General features: G+C 65.6%; 14 protein-coding genes. 8 read left to right on the top strand and 6 right to left on the bottom strand.

Annotated features, from left to right (window positions below; genetic code table 11):
* The first annotated feature begins 61 nt into the window (after positions 1 to 61).
* Entirely contained in the window at positions 62 to 1,297 is a 1,236-nt protein-coding gene (locus ACIBW7_RS33205; protein ID WP_397053294.1) for a PucR family transcriptional regulator, read from the top strand.
* A 5-nt stretch (positions 1,298 to 1,302) separates the two neighbouring features.
* Here ACIBW7_RS33205 and ACIBW7_RS33200 read toward each other — a convergent pair whose 3' ends face one another.
* Positions 1,303 to 1,980, bottom strand: coding sequence for a FadR/GntR family transcriptional regulator (locus ACIBW7_RS33200; protein WP_397053292.1), 678 nt, complete (start codon positions 1,978 to 1,980; stop codon positions 1,303 to 1,305).
* Positions 1,981 to 2,091: 111 nt separating this feature from the next.
* Between ACIBW7_RS33200 and ACIBW7_RS33195 the strand changes: the two genes are divergently transcribed.
* The 5 genes from ACIBW7_RS33195 (at position 2,092) to ACIBW7_RS33175 (ending at position 8,542) form a co-directional block, all read left to right on the top strand.
* Positions 2,092 to 3,555 carry an amino acid permease gene (locus ACIBW7_RS33195; RefSeq protein ID WP_397053290.1) on the top strand — a complete coding sequence of 488 codons (1,464 nt, stop codon included), beginning with the start codon at positions 2,092 to 2,094 and terminating at the stop codon, positions 3,553 to 3,555.
* Positions 3,552 to 4,604, top strand: a complete 1,053-nt coding sequence (locus tag ACIBW7_RS33190; protein ID WP_397053288.1) for an asparaginase domain-containing protein — start codon at positions 3,552 to 3,554, stop codon at positions 4,602 to 4,604. The genes ACIBW7_RS33195 and ACIBW7_RS33190 overlap by 4 nt, the downstream gene beginning before the upstream one ends.
* 11 nt (positions 4,605 to 4,615) lie before the next feature.
* On the top strand, positions 4,616 to 6,043 hold the full coding sequence (locus ACIBW7_RS33185; RefSeq protein WP_397053286.1) for an aspartate ammonia-lyase: 1,428 nt from the start codon (positions 4,616 to 4,618) through the stop codon (positions 6,041 to 6,043).
* Positions 6,044 to 6,691: 648 nt separating this feature from the next.
* Positions 6,692 to 7,606: an undecaprenyl-diphosphate phosphatase gene (locus ACIBW7_RS33180; protein ID WP_397053284.1), complete on the top strand. Its 915-nt coding sequence runs from the start codon at positions 6,692 to 6,694 to the stop codon at positions 7,604 to 7,606.
* Between the two features lie 33 nt (positions 7,607 to 7,639).
* Positions 7,640 to 8,542 (top strand): alpha/beta fold hydrolase, encoded by a 903-nt coding sequence (locus ACIBW7_RS33175; RefSeq protein ID WP_397053282.1) that lies wholly within the window; start codon positions 7,640 to 7,642, stop codon positions 8,540 to 8,542.
* A 3-nt stretch (positions 8,543 to 8,545) separates the two neighbouring features.
* On the opposite strand, the gene ACIBW7_RS33170 is transcribed toward ACIBW7_RS33175, so the two are convergent.
* The 5 genes from ACIBW7_RS33170 to ACIBW7_RS33150 form a co-directional block, all read right to left on the bottom strand.
* Positions 8,546 to 9,571 (bottom strand): ABC transporter substrate-binding protein, encoded by a 1,026-nt coding sequence (locus tag ACIBW7_RS33170; protein ID WP_397053280.1) that lies wholly within the window; start codon positions 9,569 to 9,571, stop codon positions 8,546 to 8,548.
* Positions 9,568 to 10,803: an MFS transporter gene (locus tag ACIBW7_RS33165; RefSeq protein ID WP_397053278.1), complete on the bottom strand. Its 1,236-nt coding sequence runs from the start codon at positions 10,801 to 10,803 to the stop codon at positions 9,568 to 9,570. Before ACIBW7_RS33165 ends, ACIBW7_RS33170 begins: the two co-directional genes overlap by 4 nt.
* 182 nt (positions 10,804 to 10,985) lie before the next feature.
* The gene (locus ACIBW7_RS33160) at positions 10,986 to 11,891 is read right to left on the bottom strand and encodes a serine/threonine-protein kinase (RefSeq protein ID WP_397053277.1); all 906 of its coding nucleotides are present in this window, start codon (positions 11,889 to 11,891) and stop codon (positions 10,986 to 10,988) included.
* A gap of 70 nt (positions 11,892 to 11,961) precedes the next feature.
* On the bottom strand, positions 11,962 to 12,642 hold the full coding sequence (locus ACIBW7_RS33155) for a PAS and ANTAR domain-containing protein (RefSeq protein ID WP_397053275.1): 681 nt from the start codon (positions 12,640 to 12,642) through the stop codon (positions 11,962 to 11,964).
* Between the two features lie 71 nt (positions 12,643 to 12,713).
* Positions 12,714 to 13,754: a PucR family transcriptional regulator gene (locus ACIBW7_RS33150; protein ID WP_397053273.1), complete on the bottom strand. Its 1,041-nt coding sequence runs from the start codon at positions 13,752 to 13,754 to the stop codon at positions 12,714 to 12,716.
* Positions 13,755 to 14,024: 270 nt separating this feature from the next.
* Here ACIBW7_RS33150 and dnaK point away from each other — a divergent pair, with 270 nt between their 5' ends.
* Together dnaK and ACIBW7_RS33140 are read left to right on the top strand one after the other, a co-directional pair.
* Entirely contained in the window at positions 14,025 to 15,902 is a 1,878-nt protein-coding gene (gene dnaK / locus ACIBW7_RS33145; protein ID WP_397053271.1) for a molecular chaperone DnaK, read from the top strand.
* 9 nt (positions 15,903 to 15,911) lie between these two features.
* A complete protein-coding gene (locus tag ACIBW7_RS33140) occupies positions 15,912 to 16,424 on the top strand; it encodes a nucleotide exchange factor GrpE (protein ID WP_397053269.1) in 513 nt (170 codons plus the stop codon).
* Positions 16,425 to 16,426: the final 2 nt, after the last annotated feature.

The following is a 16,426-nucleotide window of genomic DNA, read 5'->3' as shown; positions in this document are numbered from 1 at the left end:
AAGTTCTGGTTGATAAAACCGAAACGTTGAACCGCCCACTGTCGTGGGCAACAATCGGCGCATGGCAATCGCTACGACCTCGGCCATCCGAGACGCCCCATTGGTGACCCGGTTACTGACCCGGTGGCCGCAGATCTCCGAGCGCATGCTCGCCGAGGGCCTCGGTGCGACGCCGCCAGCGACCGATCTGCCCGAGGGCCATTTCACCGCGGAGGTGCTGCCCGCCATCTACGCCTGCGGCCGCGCCGTACTGCACGCCATCGGCGAAGACCGCGAATTCACCGGAGCCGAGGTCGCGGCCTTCGTGGCACCGGTCGCCGAGCGGCATGCCGAAGACCGCTTCCCGCTGTCGATCCTGATCGAGGCAATCCACGGTTCGGCGCAATCGGTGCTCGCCGAAGCCGCCGCACTCGCGACACCCGAAGAGATGGCCGATCTGGTCCAGGTCGGCTCCCGCCTGCTCGATCTGCTCAAGCACATCAATATCATCGTCGTCGAGACCTACACGGCGGTCGAACAATCCATCTACAACGCCGAGCGGGAAGCTCGCCGCGAACTGTGTTCGGCACTGCTGCGCGGCCAACCCGCCGATGAACAGGCCGCCCGCGCCGACACCCCGCTCAGCGACCGCTACACGGTGCTCGGCATCCATATCGATTCCGACGACCAGCCCACCTCCGTCGCCGATCTACTGGCCCGGCGGCGGATACGGATCCTGCACCGCACCCTCGACACGATCAGCAACGGCACCGCCCTGGTGACCTTCGACGGATCCACCGGAATCGCCCTGCTCCCAAGGCATTCCGACGAACCCGAGTCGACGCGTTACGCCGGGCTGGCGGCCGAGCTGGCCGAACAATTCGGCACGTCGGCACATCTGGCCGAATGCCCGGCGGTTCCGCGCGCCGAACTGCCCGAGGCCGCGGCGGAAGTCGCCGAACTCGCAACGCTCGCACGCCTTCTCGGTCGCCCGACCGGAACCTACCGACTCGACGATCTGCTGCTCGAATACCAACTCACCCGACCGGGCCACGCCCGCGATCGGCTGGCCGAGCGGATCACCCCGCTGCTGAGCAACCCCCATCTCCTGGAGGCGCTGGAGGCGCATCTGCGCTACGGCTCCGACCGTAAAGCCGCGGCGGCACGACTTCATGTGCACCCCAACACCTTCAGCTATCGACTGCGCCGCATTGCCGAACTCACTGGTATCGATCCCACCGACCCGAACAACTCACGCATGCTCGCCGCATCACTCACGATCCAGCGCACAAACCGGCCGTCCGAACCGGGCAGGTAGGCCGCTCAGGCGCCGATGCGAGCGACCGTTTCGGCGACGCGCTCCAGGTGATCGGTCATCGCCGTACGCGCGGCCTCCGGCGCACCGGCCTCGATGGCCCGGACGATGGCCTCGTGCTCGCGGTCGGAATCGGTGCGGCGGTCCTGGGTCAGGTTCAAGAATTCCGATTGCAGGTCCAGCGCGCGGCGAGTGTCGGCCACCATGGCGGTCAGCATCGTATTACCGCTCGCGGCCGCGATCGCGGTGTGCAGTTCGCCGTCGTAGCGCACCCATTCGTGCGCATCCGGGGCCGCCGCGAGCTTGTCCAGGATCTCGAACAGCCGCCGCACCTGCTCCGGCGTGCGGCGCTCTGCGGCGAATCCGGCGGCCGGTATTTCGACGAGCCGGCGCGCCTCGATCAGATCGCCGGCACCGACACCCGCGAAGGTCGGCTGGGTATCGGCATTCTTGGAGACGATGAAAGTGCCTCGGCCGGTGTGGGTTTCGGTGAGTCCGAGGATGGCGCAGGCATGTAGCGCCTCGCGGACCACCGGCCGACTCACCCCGAACTGCTTGGCCAGCGCCAACTCCGCGGGTAGGCGATCGCCCACCGCGTAATCGTCGCTCTGAATGAGGCTCTTCAGCCGACGAAAGACCGCTTCGGTGGCGCCGATGCGCTGCACGTACCCTTCCTCGACCGTCACGCGACCCAGTATGGCATTGACAGCCGCTGTGACCCCCATTACAGTCAACCTGTCTTACAGCCTGACAGCCTTACTTCTTGAGGGCTGGATCCGGCCCATGGAAGGTTTTCGATGCAACATCACGACCAACAGTCGACCGCCGCCACCACGCCCGCACCGCGGATCGATATCGGGGACCTCGGCTACCAAAAGCGGCTACGCAAGCGCCATATGCAGATGATCGCGATCGGCGGATCGATCGGCACCGGGCTTTTCCTGGGCGCCAGCGGCCGGATGTCGCTCGCCGGACCGTCCCTCGCCCTCGTCTACATCGTGTGCGGGATTTTCACGTTCATGGTGGTGCGCGCACTCGGCGAACTTGTGATGTATCGGCCTTCGTCCGGCGCGTTCGTGTCCTATGCGCGCGAATTCCTCGGTGAACGCGGCGCGTATTCGGTGGGCTGGCTGTACTTCCTGAACTGGTCGACGACCCTCGTCGCCGACATCACAGCGGTCGCGCTCTACGCGCACTTCTGGTCGTTCTTCGTGCCCGTGCCGCAGTGGGTACTGGCGCTCATCGCGCTGACAGTCGTCGTCGCACTCAATGTGATGTCGGTGCGACTGTTCGGCGAACTCGAATTCTGGTTCGCGCTGGTCAAGGTCGGAACCATCGTCGTATTCATGGTGCTGGCCATCGGATTCATCGTCACCGGTACCTCGGTCGGCGCAAACGCCCCCGGCATCTCGACGATCACCGATCACGGCGGACTGTTCCCCCGCGGCCTAGCACCCATGCTCACCATCGCGCTCGGTGTGGTGTTCGCCTTCGGCGGCACCGAGATGATCGGCGTCGCCGCGGGCGAAGCCGACAATCCCAGACTGGTGGTGCCACGCGCGGTCAACTCCATCATGTGGCGGATCATCCTGTTCTACGCGGGCTCGGTCATCCTGTTCACGCTGTTACTGCCGTGGACGGCGTACTCCCCCAGTGAAAGTCCGTTCGTCACGGTGATGAGTTCGATCGGCATCCCACACGCCGCCGACGTCATGAATCTGGTGGTGCTCACCGCCGCGATGTCGAGCCTGAACGCCGGGCTCTACGCGACCGGTCGCACCCTGCGCTCGATGGCGGTGGCCGGTGCGGCACCACGTTTCGCCCAGCGCATGAACCGCAATGGCGCACCGTACGGCGGGATCCTGATCACCAGCGTGGTCGGTATCGCGGGCGTGGTGCTCAATCTGGTCATGCCGCACAAGGCCTTCGAGATCGTGCTGAATCTGGCCGGACTCGGCATCGTCGGCACCTGGGCGTCGATCATGATCTGCCACTGGATCTTCGTGCGCCGAGCCGAGCAGGGGCACTACCGCAGACCGGCCTTCCGGCTGCCATTCGCGCCGGTGCTCAATATCCTCACGCTCGGCTTCCTGCTCGCCGTCATTCTGCTGATGTTCTTCGACGACGAGATCGGGCGCATCACGCTGGCGGCATTCCTGCTGGTCGTCGTCGCGATGGTGGTGGGTTGGTTCCGGGTCCGGGGTCGACTGGATTCGGACGTGCTCGCTCCGATGTCGGAACCCGGATCGGAGACCTCGTGACTTCGATCACCACCGTCCCGCACCGTCTTTCGCAGATCAGTGTCGACATCCTCTACACCGGTGGCACATTCGGGATGGTCGATCACGGTGACGGACTGCGGCCCCGCCGGGGTCTGGGCAGCGAAATCGCAGACACCATCGCCCGATTCGAGCGCGCGAACGGCGTCGCGGTTCGGTTCGACTACACCGAACTCGAGCAAGTCATCGATAGTGCCGATGCCGGGCCCGACACCGCCTGCCGGATCGCCGCACGGGTCCGGTCCGGTATAGCGGAGCGGCAACCGGATGGGGTCGTCGTTGTGCACGGCACCGACACGATGGCCTATGTGGGCGCTCGGATGGCATTCGAGCTGCGCGGAATCGAGGTGCCCGTCGTGCTGACAGGAGCGCAGATCCCGCTGGGCAGTCCCGGTAGCGACGCGCGGAGCAACCTGGCGCTTGCGCTGAACAGCATTGCCGCCCAGGCAGTCCCCGCAACATTTATCGCCTTCGGCCAGTCGCTGCATCCGACCGTGCGGGCCAGTAAACGCGCCTGCGACGACTACGACGGATTCATCACGGTCCGCGAATGCACACCGCCGCTCGCACCACCTCGACTGCCCGAGACGCGACCGCGCATCGATAGCCCACCCGTCGGCCTGTTCACCGTCTTTCCCGGAATGCATCCGGACCTGCTCGATACGGCACTGCGCCACTACCAGGGCGGACTCGTACTCGAGTGCTACGGCTCAGGCACACTGCCGCTGCACGGTTCGGCAACGGTCGAGGCCATCCGCGCGGCCACCGCTCGGGGAACACCGGTAGTCGTCATCACCCACTGTGACAGCGGCACAGTCGATCTCGACCGCTATCACCCCGGCCGGGCCATGCGCGATGCCGGTGCCATCGGTGCCGGCGATATGACCAGGGAGGCCGCACTCGCGAAACTCGGCTACCTGGTCGACTTCGGCCTGTCCGGTAGCGAGCTGCGCCGGTGGATGACGACGAACCTGCTCGGCGAGCTCTCGAATCACCCAGCGACACAGCCGTTCCCGCACACATCCAACTGAACAGGAATCCGATGACCGAAAGCACTCGTACCGAACGCGATTCCCTCGGCACCCGCGCGGTACCGCGGGAGGCCTACTGGGGCGTCCACACTGCCCGCGCGCTGGATAATTTCGCCATTACGGGCGACCGCATCGGCAATTATCCGGCCCTGATCACCGCGCTCGCCGCGGTCAAACAGGCCGCCTGCCGGGCCAACCGGGACCTCGGCCTGCTCGATTCGCGCCGTGCCGATGCTATCGATGCGGCCTGCGACGAGATCCGCGGTGGTGCACTGCACGACCAGTTCCCCATCGATCCCGTCCAGGGCGGGGCCGGGACCTCGACGAATATGAATGCCAACGAGGTCATCGCCAACCGGGCGCTGGAGTTGCTCGGCCACGACCGCGGCAGCTACACCGAGCTGGACCCGCTCGACCAGGTGAATCTGGGCCAGTCCACCAACGACGTCTACCCGACCGCGGTGAAACTCGCCATCGTGCACCACATCCACGATCTGGTCGCCGCACTGGGCCGGCTGGCGACCGAATTCGACGGCAAGGCAATCGAATTCGCCGACGTCATCAAGATGGGCCGCACCCAGCTCCAGGATGCCGTACCCATGACGCTCGGGCAGGAGTTCGGCACCTTCGCGATCATGGTGCGCGAGGACTGCGCCCGCCTCGACGAGGGCACCGCACTGTTGCGCGAATGCAATCTCGGCGGTACCGCGATCGGCACCGGGATCAACGGCCATCCGGATTATCCGGCGCTGGCCTGTACCCATCTCGCCGATATCACTGGGATTCCGGTGACCTCGGCCGCCGACCTCATCGAAGCCACCCAGGACTGCGGTGCGTTCGTACAGATCTCCGGCATCGTCAAGCGCGTCGCGGTCAAACTGTCCAAGATCTGCAACGACCTGCGGCTCATGTCCTCGGGACCGACGACCGGTCTGGGGGAAATCTCGCTTCCCCCAGTGCAAGCCGGATCATCGATCATGCCCGGCAAGGTCAATCCGGTCATCCCGGAGGTCGTCAATCAGGTCGCATTCGCGGCTGTCGGCAACGATATGACCGTCACCATGGCCGCCGAAGCGGGCCAGCTCCAGCTCAATGCCTTCGAGCCGATCATCGCCTACAGCCTGCTCCGCACCACCGCTCACCTCACCGCCGCGATCGACGCCCTGGCAACCAGATGCGTCGCGGGCATCACTCCCCACCGCGACCATCTGGAACAGGGCGTCCGCCGCTCCATCGGCATCGTCACCGCTCTCACTCCCCACATCGGCTACGCCGCCAGCGCCCGAATCGCCAAGCAGGCCTTGCACACCGGCCGCCCCGTCGACGAAATCGCCACCGAGCTCGGCCTGCTGCCCGCCGAAACCGTGAAATCCCTACTGGCGCCGCACCGCCTCGCCGGACTGCCGGCCCCCGCAACCGAACCTGCTGCGGCGCAGTAGTTACCGCGGTCGCGCTGCACTGCCGGCTTCATGCCCCGGTCGCGGGCGGTAGCCAGGTGCGTACGGTCTACGCTTCGGCTTCGAACACACCGAACACGCCGACATCGGCGTGGCGACATAGATCTGCGGGCCGGTTGGGCTAGCATGGCAGCGCTGTGCGACGTGGCGGCGTTCGCGCAGCGAACGGGGAAGGAACCCGCCCGGCGGCACTCTGTGTCGCCGGGCGGGTCAAAAACTCCTCGTGCCATGCTCCACACATGGCCCCTGTGCCGATCCCAGAGGCCAAGCGCGCACTGAATCGCCGCATTCCTGGTGAGTATCGGTGCACGGTAGTCGAAACCTTCTCTCCCCGAGGGCACCTCGCTTCACGACGTGGTCGACGAAGTTCGCTCGATGCTCGCCGACGAATTGCTGGGCACCGCGGGTCTTTTCGTGCATGACGCCGCCGGCAGGGCTCGAGTATTACGACGCAGCAGACTCCAGTCGCGGCCATTGGCGGCGGAACAGCGCGATTCCGGCGAAGGCCGCAGGAGGATGCCGGATCGCAACACGCCCACGAAAGGTGCTGCGGGAACCGCTATTCGGACAAATCGGCGTGTGCTACTCCCAGCCGGAAGGACTGTCGCGCACGTGCAAGAATCGTCCGCGATGATCACCTATCTTGAAGCGACTGTCATCGGTGCGGTGCAGGGGGTCACCGAGCTGTTTCCGATCTCCAGCCTCGGTCACTCCGTGCTTATCGCCGCATGGGTGGGCGGTGACTGGCGGAAGTTGTTGGTCCAGAACGAGTCCGGCGCGGGTAATCCCTATCTGGCATTCGTGGTCGCGCTACACGTGGCGACAGCCGTGGCGTTGCTCGGGTATTACTGGCGCGACTGGTGCGCGATAATCGCCGGTTTCGTCACGACGCTGCGCACCAGGCGGGTCGATACCGTTCCGCAGCGATTGGCGTGGCTGATCGTGATCGCGTCCACTCCGGTCGCCATCCTCGGGCCGCTGCTCGTCCATCCGCTGCACGCACTGTTCGAGGGGCCCATCGATGCGGCCATCTTCCTGACTCTCAATGGCGTCGTGTTGGTGATCGGTGAGGGGCTGCGCCGACGCAACGAACCGACGCTCGCGCAATACGGGCGACGTTTCGCCCTCACCGCCGCGTCGCATCCGTCCCGCCAATCCGACCGGCCGCTGGCCGCCCTCGGGACGCGCGACGCCGTAGGCATCGGATTCGCGCAAGCCGGCGCCCTGCTGGCCGGGTTCAGCCGCGCGGGTCTGACCATGGTCGGCGGATTGTGGCGCGGTCTCGAACACACCCACGCGGCCAAATTCGCCTTCCTGCTTGCTACTCCGGCAATCCTGGGGGCCGGGATCGTGGAATTGCCGGAACTGTTCGGACCGGAAACCGACGGCATCCGCGGGCCGATACTCCTCGGCGCCATCGTGTCCGGGACGTCGTCCTGGCTGGCCGTGCGCTACCTGGAGCGACACTTCCAAACTCGCACCCTGCTACCGTTCGCAACATACTCACTGATCGTCGGACTGCTCTCGATCGTCCACTTCAGCTGAATCCATCTTCGACAAACAGGGTTTCGTGCTCAGATGACAACACCGGACTATCACGAATTCGGACTGTTCGCCGAGAATGCGGCCGAGGCCGGGCTGCCCTGGTCCGGTCCGCCCGAGGTGCAACGGTTTTCGATCGACATCGGCTCCGGTCGCCACATCAGTGGTCTGCGCTGGGGTGCGAGCGAGCCGGAGTTGGTGCTCCTGCACGGTGGCGCGCAGAACGCGCACACCTGGGACACCGTGGCGCTTGCGCTGAACCGCCCACTCATCGCTCTGGACCTGCCCGGCCACGGCCATTCCGACTGGTGGCCCGACCATCTGTACACACCACACCGGCTGGCCGATGCGGTCGCCGCCGCCGTCGATACCGTCGCGCCGCAGGCGAAGGCGGTCGTCGGCATGTCCCTCGGTGGACTGACCGCAATGCGACTGGCCGCGCGGCGCCCGGACCTGGTGCGCCGCCTGATCATCGTGGACGTCACCCCCGGCACCGGCGACAACCCGAACAAGACCGCGGCGATAGTCGCATTCGTCAACGGCCCCACCGACTTCGGATCCTTCGACGAGATCCTGGAGCGCACCGTCGCGCACAATCCGGGCCGGTCGGTCCAGTCGCTGCGGCGCGGAGTCCTACACAACGCACGCCCACGCGACGACGGACGCTGGATCTGGCGCTACGACCGACTGCGCCCCACCGCCGACGGCTCGCTCGACTTCAGCCCACTGTGGGACGACGTATCCGCCGTACAAGCACCCCTACTGCTCGTACGCGGCGCACGGTCACCGGTCGTCGACGACGCCGACGTCGCGGAACTGCTCCGCCGCCGCCCCGGCGCCCGGGTCGCGATCGTCGACGGCGCCGGACACTCGGTCCAGGGCGACCGCCCCCTCGAACTCGCGGCACTCATCCGCGACTTCGCCTTTCCCGCCGAATGATCGCTATGACTTCGGCGCGTTCGGATTGAACTTATTGGTGAAGAATTTCGACGGCTCGAAGGCACCGGTGATCCCGCCGGTATCCCGCAACCAACTCTCCCAGCGCAGGAAATCGGTGTCGGCGATTGCCCCGCTGGGCGCGGGCACCCCGACCGACTGCCAGAACTTCACCGACGAAGCATCCTCGCCCGGACGTTGCCGCTTCTCGATGACTTGAGTGAACCTGGCGATGACCTCATCACGCGGTGTGGTCTTCTGCCATTCGATCGCCTTGGCGACTCCGCTCACGAATGCCTCGACACTGGCCTGGTTCTTGGCGAGGAAGTCATTGCGAAAGACGTACTGACCGCCGTTGAACGGACCGAATTCCTCGTAGTCGGTGAATACCGCACGAAGTCCGCCGTTCGCGATTGCCCGCTGCTGGAACTGTCCGCTCAAGGCAGCGACGTCGACCTGTCCGCGCCGGAGGGCGTCCTCGGTATTCGGCGGCGGTAAGACCACCAACTGAACCGACCTGATCTGTTCTTCGTCGAAACCGCTCTTCTTCAGCGCATCGTGGATATCCGCCTCGGACTGGCCGCCAAGCGTATTCACGCCGATCTTCTTGTTCAGCAGGTCTTTCGGTGTCGAGATCGGGCTGTTGTCGGGAACGTAGAACCCGGTGAAAGTCTTGTCGTCCGAGCCGTAGTAGTTCAGCACCGCGGTAATCGGCGCACCGGCGTGGGCCAGCTTCGCCACCGCACCGCCGAAAGCGCCCCCGAAGTCGACCTGGCCGGTGGCCGCCGACTGGATATCCTGTGGACCGCTGATGGTGTTTCCCTGCCAGTCCAGCTTCACCTTGCCTTCGAAAAAGCCGAGATCCTCGGCGAGTTCCGGAATCGTGACCTGCGAGGCCCAGCCTTGATAGCGAAAGAGTGGGACGCCACCGGATTTGCGAACATCGCCACCGCCACAGGCGCTCGACACCATCGCGACGGTTACGGCAACTACCGCGGCTATGAAGAGCCTGCTACGTATTCTCGCACTCATTGTGCGGCCACCTTTCGGTCGATCTGGTTGGGCCAGGGGATGTAGACGGGGATGTATCGACCCATGACGACGGCGCCGAGCGCCGATACGGCGCCGATAGTCAGGACCGCGACAGCCAGTGGACCGACCGCCGCCAATCCGCTGATCGCCAACGGGCCGGCGAAAAAGCCGCCGTCATGGGTTAGTCGCCATGCGGCAAGGAATTCGGCACGGGTGGCGGCAGGGGCGATGTCGGCGCCGATGGTCATGATGACGCCGTTGCCGATCCCGTTCCCGATCCCCATGACCACTGCGATGGTGCCGAGAGTCAGCGCCGAATCGGTCAGCGGCACAGCGAAATACGTGAGGGCCAGGATGGTCAGCGACGGTACGGTGATGAATCGTCTGCCGTACCGGTCCATCAGATGGCCCGCCGGGTACGCGCACAGCACATCCAGGCCGGCCCCGATGCCGAAGATCAGACTGGCCGTGGCGGCGGTGGTGCCGAGATGATCGGCCCACAACGGCAGCACGGCTTCCCGCGACGAACGCGCGGCACCCATCAGCAACGAACCCGCGCCGAGGGTCAGCAATAGTTTGCGATGAGCTCTGCCGACGCCCAGTAGGGACAGCGGCGGTTGCCGGATCGTCTCGACGGCTGAGGTCCGCGGGTCCGGAAGCCGAGCCATCAGCGATCCGGCCACCGCGATCGCAATCAATTGGACGACGAATCCGCCGCGCGTGCCGATTCCGGTGATCGCGGCAGCGCCGAGAAATGGACCGACGAAGAAACCGAATCGCATGGAACCGCCGAATAGCGACATTGCCCGCGCTCTGCGTTCGAATGGCACGGCCTCCGACAAATAGCTCATCCGAGCCAGGCCCCAGATCGCATTGGACAGCCCGACGATCACCAGTCCCCCGCACAAGATCGGCACCGTTGTCGCGAGCAGGCACAATAGGACACCGATGATGCCCACGGTGCTCGCGCCGATGATCGACACCCGCTCGCCGAGCCGGGATACGACCTGACCAGCGGGAATATCGCCGATTATCTGTCCGAGACCGACCAGCGCGACACATAATCCGGCTACCGCCACCGATGCGCCCAAGTCGAGCGCTGTCAATGTCATGACCGGCGCCGCAGCCCCCATACCGATGCCGTAGGCCGCCGCGGGTACATAAACGGTGAACAACAGCGGCCGCAGCGAGCTCAGTTCAACCGATATCTCATCTTGTCGGCAGGCCGTCATGCTTTTCGATAACCCGCATTTCTCTCGGTGGACGACTCGCCGGAATACAACTACGCCGGGCGAATATTTCGACTCACTGTGCGGACGCATGCGGAAATAAGCAATACCTTTTCCACATCGTGAAAATCACGGTGATTCGAATTCGGCCCGGCCCTTCGGGCATTTCGCTGCCGCCGATATCGCTATCGGCGTAGCGCCGATCGGGTGAACGCCGCGTTCAAACGCTTCAGAAAGGGGCTGCCCGGCCGGGTCTCGTGGAGGGCCTCGGTGAGTAGGGCGATGGGTTCGGTGCAGGTGGTATAGCGGGCGCTCGGATCCTTTGCGAGCGAACGGTGCACGATCGAGTCGACCTCGGTTGGGATCCAGTGTCGGCGCGCGGAGATATCGGGGGGCGGATCGTGCAGGTGGGCCTGCGCGGTGGCCATGAGATTTCCGCGAGGAAACGGCGGGCGACCGGTGAGCACTTCGATGGCCGTGGAGATCAGCGCGTACTGGTCCGTCGCCGGGCAGACAGCGCCTGCCTGCAGCAGTTCGGGCGCGGCGTACGGCACCGAGACGACGACGAAACCATTTGTGGCCAGGGGCGGTTCGGGCCGGTGCAGCCATCGGGCCTGGTCGAAATCCGAAAGTTTCACCGTCGCAGGGTCGTCCGTGCCCACCAACAGATTCGCCGGTTTGACGTCGAGATGGACGATGTCGTTGGCGTGCACGAAATCCAGACCCGCCGCGACCCGAGCCAGCACGTGCAGCACCCGCCGCAGGTCCGGCTGTCGGTGCGGCGTCGGCACCAAAGTCGCCCCTGTTGTACCTGCCACGTACTCGTGCGCCGACCACAGCCTGCCGTCGGTTTCACCGTGCGTGTACATCCGCACGATATTGGGATGCCGCAGCACGGACAGGATGTCGAACTCGTGCACGAATCGCGCACGCGCCTCGGGCGACCGACTGTCCTCGGGACCCAGAATCTTCAGCGATACCGGCCGCGCCCGTTCAACATCCTCGGCCAGATACACATCACTGCTACCGCCATGACCAAGCCGAGCCTGCACAACGAATCCAGCAAACCGGTCATTCGGTTCCACTACCACCGCCACACCGTAGTTCGCTGACGCCCGGCATCGGCGGCGCAACCTCTCGCTGCTGGGAAATCGGGTGCGGTCAGTCCTTGGGTATGCGTTCGTGGAGAGTCAGCAAAATGTGATCGAAGGTGGCGACGATCGCGGGTTCGGGCGCTGGGACCGTGGCCAATTCGGCGATCAGTTGTTCGGCCAGCACACGCAGCTTGATATTGGTTTCCTGCGAGCGCCAGATCAGAACCTTGAACGCCTGCTCGGCACTGATGCCGTACAGCCGCATCAGCACACCCTTGGCTTGTTCGATCACCGCACGCGACTCGATAAGTTCCGGCAAACGCACCTCTAGCGCTTCACGTTCGGCTTCGGCGAGGGTGGCGCTGAGGTCGATATAGAAACCGGTCGTGCCCACCGGTTGGCCGTCATCGTCGAGAATCCGGTCGGCGACCACCATGACATTGTGTTCGACACCGGAGGTGTCGATGAATCGGTGGCGGCTCGAGAACGGCTCGCCGCTGTCGACGGAACGGGCGATGCGTTCGGCGACGGGTTCGCGGTCGTCGGGATGTTTGTGGGCCAGCAGCAGTTCGGTGGTCGGCTCGATTTCCCCGGGCCGGTAACCGTGCATCCGGTAGACCTCCGGAGACCACTCCCAGCGGCGGCTGGCGAACCAGAAGCGGAAACTACCGACCGCGGACCGCGCACCCGACTGTCCGGGCGACGCAACCGCGGTATCGACGATCGGAGATCCGGGCGAAGACGTCACCAACCAATTATGGCCCTTGCGCCGCCGCCGGCCCGCCTGGGACGACAGATTTCTTTCCGGAAAGCTGCTGGTCAAGCTCGCTCGTCGAGTAGCCGCCACGCCGTGAGCGCGAGCCTGGCCCGCAACAGTCCGGTGGACTCGCCGAGTTCGATACCCGTCATCTTTTCGATCTGTTCGAGGCGACGGGCGACGCTGCTGTGGTGCAGGTGCAGCAGTTCGGCCGCCCGGCGCAGCGAGCCGGTTGCGCAGTAGGCGTCGAGCGTCTCCAGATCCTCCGGAGTACTTGTCATTCGGGCGATCGCGGCCACATCGGCGTTGTCGCGCGCAGCGTCCTGAGGTACCTGCGCGAGCAAGGCCAGCGCGCCGAGGTCGTCGTAGCGGACGATCGGGCTGCGCGCGGTGGCGAAGCGCAGGGCGGTGCGGGCTTCCCGCCAGGACCGATCGGGGCGATCGGCGGCGCCGATGCCCGCGCGTACGCCTGCCGGAAATCGGGCTGGGTCCACAGTGCTGGCGAGGATGACGCCCACGTCGGCCAGTGGTGCCGCCTTCACCGGGCGAGCTGGGCAGATCAGGCTGCCGACCTGGTCGAGTGGAAGCTGAGATCGAACGGCCACGACGCGCACCGGCAGATCGGCGGCAAAACCCAAGAGCCGCAATGCGCGAGCCCTGGCCGCCTCGTCGCTGTCAGCACTGATCACCAGTTCGACCAGGGCCGGGTCGGCCATAGTGGTGCGTGCCGGGCCGTATCTCTCGACGACCGCCGCGGCCGCGATGGCGAGCCGCTCCAACAGCAGTTCGTCGAGCGAGCGGGAGGTGCCGGTGCGCTCCAGCCAGACCGTGCCGATCTCCTCCTCGTCGAGGATGATCGGCCCAGTGGTGGACGCGGACGGCGGCGGACCCGGCACTTCCCGCCCATCGGGTGCGAATCGGATCACTCGTCCCGTGCCGTGCAGTCGAATCCCGGTCACGCACTCGGCCAGGACCGCCGAGGCGCGAGCCAGCGCTGGGAGATCCACCCGCCGGCGCATCAGGGTGTCGTAGAACATCACGACACGCAGCGCGCCTTCCGCTTCCACATCCAACTGCGATAATCGGACCACCAAGGCATCCATGCCCTGGAGGATATGAGCAATTCGGCGTCGAACCCCTGTTACGGCAGGGTGAATCGGAGTTCTGGGTTCGGCTTCCCGGACCGTGTTCTGTCGTGGATCGGGTTGCGAGGATCGGGTAGTCGGGAGTTCTGTATAGCGCGGACACCTTAGCGAGTAGTGCTCGACGCGCTGAATCGCAGGGGACGGCGTTGTCGGGGAAGTGCACACCTGCCGTGGTCGCCGACGAACATCCGGCTGTCAGCCTGTCGCACCGATCCGAAGGAATCCGTCATGGCAACAGCTGTAGGTATCGATCTGGGAACGACGAACTCCGTGATCGCGAGCTGGCAAGGCGGTGAGCCGGTGGTGATCGCAAACGCCGAGGGAGCGCGCACGACACCGTCGGTGGTCGCGTTCACCGAGAGCGGCGAGCGCCTGGTCGGGCAACTTGCCCGCAGGCAGTCGATCCTGAACCCGAAGGGCACCATCTATTCGGCGAAGCGATTCATCGGCCGCCGCTTCGACGAGATATCGCAGGAAGCTAAAGCGGTGAGCTTCGATGTCGTCGCGGGAGAGGGCGGCGCGGCCCGCTTCGACGTCCGCGGCAAGTTGTACGCGCCGGAGGAGATCAGCGCGCTGGTGCTGCGCAAGCTGGTCGACGACGCAAGCAAATTCCTGGGCGAACGGGTCAAGGAAGCAGTCATCACCGTGCCCGCCTACTTCAATGACGCCCAGCGCAATGCCACCAAAGACGCAGGTCGCATCGCCGGGCTCGACGTGCTGCGCATCATCAACGAGCCGACCGCGGCCGCGCTGGCCTACGGCTTGGACAAACAGACCCATGAGACCGTGCTGGTCTTCGACCTCGGTGGTGGCACCTTCGACGTGAGCCTGCTCGACGTCGGTGACAGCGTGGTCGAGGTGCGCGCCACCGCAGGCGACTCCCATCTCGGCGGCGACGATTTCGACCGTCGCCTGGTCGACTATCTGGCCGACGAATTCCAGCGTGACCAGCACATCGACCTGCGTGCCGACCCGCAAGCGCTGCAACGACTCTTCGAGGCGGCCGAGAAGGCCAAGGTCGAACTGTCGTCGGTGGCGCAGACTCAGGTGAATCTGCCGTTCGTGACGGCCGACGCGAACGGTCCCAAGCACCTCACCACCACGATCATGCGGTCGAAATTCGAGGACCTGACCGCGGATCTGGTGCAACGCTGCCTCGACCCGGTGGAGCAGGCGATGAGCGACGCCAAGGTGACCGCCAACGACATCGACGAGGTGATCCTGGTCGGCGGCTCCACTCGCATCCCGGCGGTGCAGGCGCTGGTCCGCAGGCTCACCGGCGGCAAGGACCCGAACATGAGCGTCAACCCCGACGAGGTCGTCGCGCTCGGCGCGGCCGTCCAGGCGGGTGTGCTCAAGGGCGAGGTCTCCGACGTGCTGCTGCTCGACGTGACACCACTGTCGCTTGGCGTGGAAACCCAGGGTGGGGTGATGACGAAAATCATCGAACGCAACACCACCATCCCAGCCCGGCGCACCGAGGCATTCGCCACCGCGGAGGACAATCAGCCCGCCGTCGATATCGTGGTACTGCAAGGCGAACGGGAGCGCGCCGCCGACAATCGCGTGCTCGGCCGGTTCCGGCTGGAGGACATTCGCCCCGCCCCGCGCGGCGAGGCACACATCGAGGTCACCTTCGATATCGACGCGAACGGCATCCTCAATGTCACCGCCCGCGACAAGGACACCGGCCGCGAGCAGAGCATCACCATCAGCGAGCAGTCCAATCTGGACCCGAGCGAGGTCGAACGCATGCTCGCCGAAGCCGAACGCCACCGCCGCGAGGACGAGGAGTTGCGCAAGGCCGTCGATGCCCGTAATGAACTCGATTCGGTCGCCTACCAAGTGGAGCGGCGCCTCGCCGAACTCGGCGACACCGCCGCCCCGCACGATCGGGCCCGCGCCGAGATGCTCATCGCCGATGCCAGGCAGTTGGTCAAGGAAGATGCCCCGTTGGAGCGCGTGCAACCGCTCACCGCGGAACTGCAGCAGCTGCTGTACGGACTCGCACCCGCCCGGACCGGAGGCGATGGCGGACAACCGAGCGGCGCCGCGCCATCGCCGGGCGACGACGATGTGATCGACGCCGAGTTCGACCGGAGCTGAGGCACGCTGATGGACAGTTCCGCCGACCAGTCGACCGACGACGCGAAGACCGACGACACGGACCAAGATCAGTCGCCCCCAGGCCGGCCCGACTCGGCTGTCGCGCAGCTAGAGGACCGCTGGCGCCGTGCCGCCGCCGACTTGGACAACCTACGCAAGCGGTATGCACGTGACCTGGACCGCGAACGTGCCGCCGAAAGGTCCAAGGTGGCCGCCGCCTGGCTGCCCGTACTGGACAATCTGGAACTGGCGCTGGCCCACGCGGGCAGCGAGCCGGACGCGATAGTGCAAGGCGTGCAATCGATCCGAGACCAAGCGGTGCAACTGCTCGAGCAACTCGGCTACGCACGATATGCCGAGACCGGAGTTCCGTTCTCGCCCACTGTGCACGAGGTGGTGGGGGTGGTCGAGGCGCCGGATGTCCCACCTGGCACCGTGCTCGAGGTCGTGCGCCCCGGATACGGCGAGAACGGCGGGCAGCTGCGGCCCGCAGCAGTGGTCGTCAGCAGGGGGGAGGGGTGAGC

The organism is Nocardia sp. NPDC049526, from assembly GCF_044465765.1.
Classification (GTDB): Bacteria; Actinomycetota; Actinomycetes; order Mycobacteriales; family Mycobacteriaceae; genus Nocardia.
The sequence above is the reverse complement of the archived record's forward strand: the minus strand, read 5'-3'. Positions and strand labels throughout refer to the sequence as shown.

What these genes read in the sequence shown, in the direction of transcription:
- ACIBW7_RS33205 (WP_397053294.1), top strand. Translation starts at nt 62, where the DNA reads ATGGCAATCGCTACGACCTCGGCCATCCGAGACGCCCCATTGGTGACC.
- ACIBW7_RS33195 (WP_397053290.1), top strand. Translation starts at nt 2,092, where the DNA reads ATGCAACATCACGACCAACAGTCGACCGCCGCCACCACGCCCGCACCG.
- ACIBW7_RS33185 (WP_397053286.1), top strand. Translation starts at nt 4,616, where the DNA reads ATGACCGAAAGCACTCGTACCGAACGCGATTCCCTCGGCACCCGCGCG.
- ACIBW7_RS33180 (WP_397053284.1), top strand. Translation starts at nt 6,692, where the DNA reads ATGATCACCTATCTTGAAGCGACTGTCATCGGTGCGGTGCAGGGGGTC.
- ACIBW7_RS33175 (WP_397053282.1), top strand. Translation starts at nt 7,640, where the DNA reads ATGACAACACCGGACTATCACGAATTCGGACTGTTCGCCGAGAATGCG.
- ACIBW7_RS33170 (WP_397053280.1), bottom strand. Translation starts at nt 9,571, where the DNA reads ATGAGTGCGAGAATACGTAGCAGGCTCTTCATAGCCGCGGTAGTTGCC.
- ACIBW7_RS33165 (WP_397053278.1), bottom strand. Translation starts at nt 10,803, where the DNA reads ATGACGGCCTGCCGACAAGATGAGATATCGGTTGAACTGAGCTCGCTG.
- ACIBW7_RS33150 (WP_397053273.1), bottom strand. Translation starts at nt 13,754, where the DNA reads ATGGATGCCTTGGTGGTCCGATTATCGCAGTTGGATGTGGAAGCGGAA.
- dnaK (WP_397053271.1), top strand. Translation starts at nt 14,025, where the DNA reads ATGGCAACAGCTGTAGGTATCGATCTGGGAACGACGAACTCCGTGATC.
- ACIBW7_RS33140 (WP_397053269.1), top strand. Translation starts at nt 15,912, where the DNA reads ATGGACAGTTCCGCCGACCAGTCGACCGACGACGCGAAGACCGACGAC.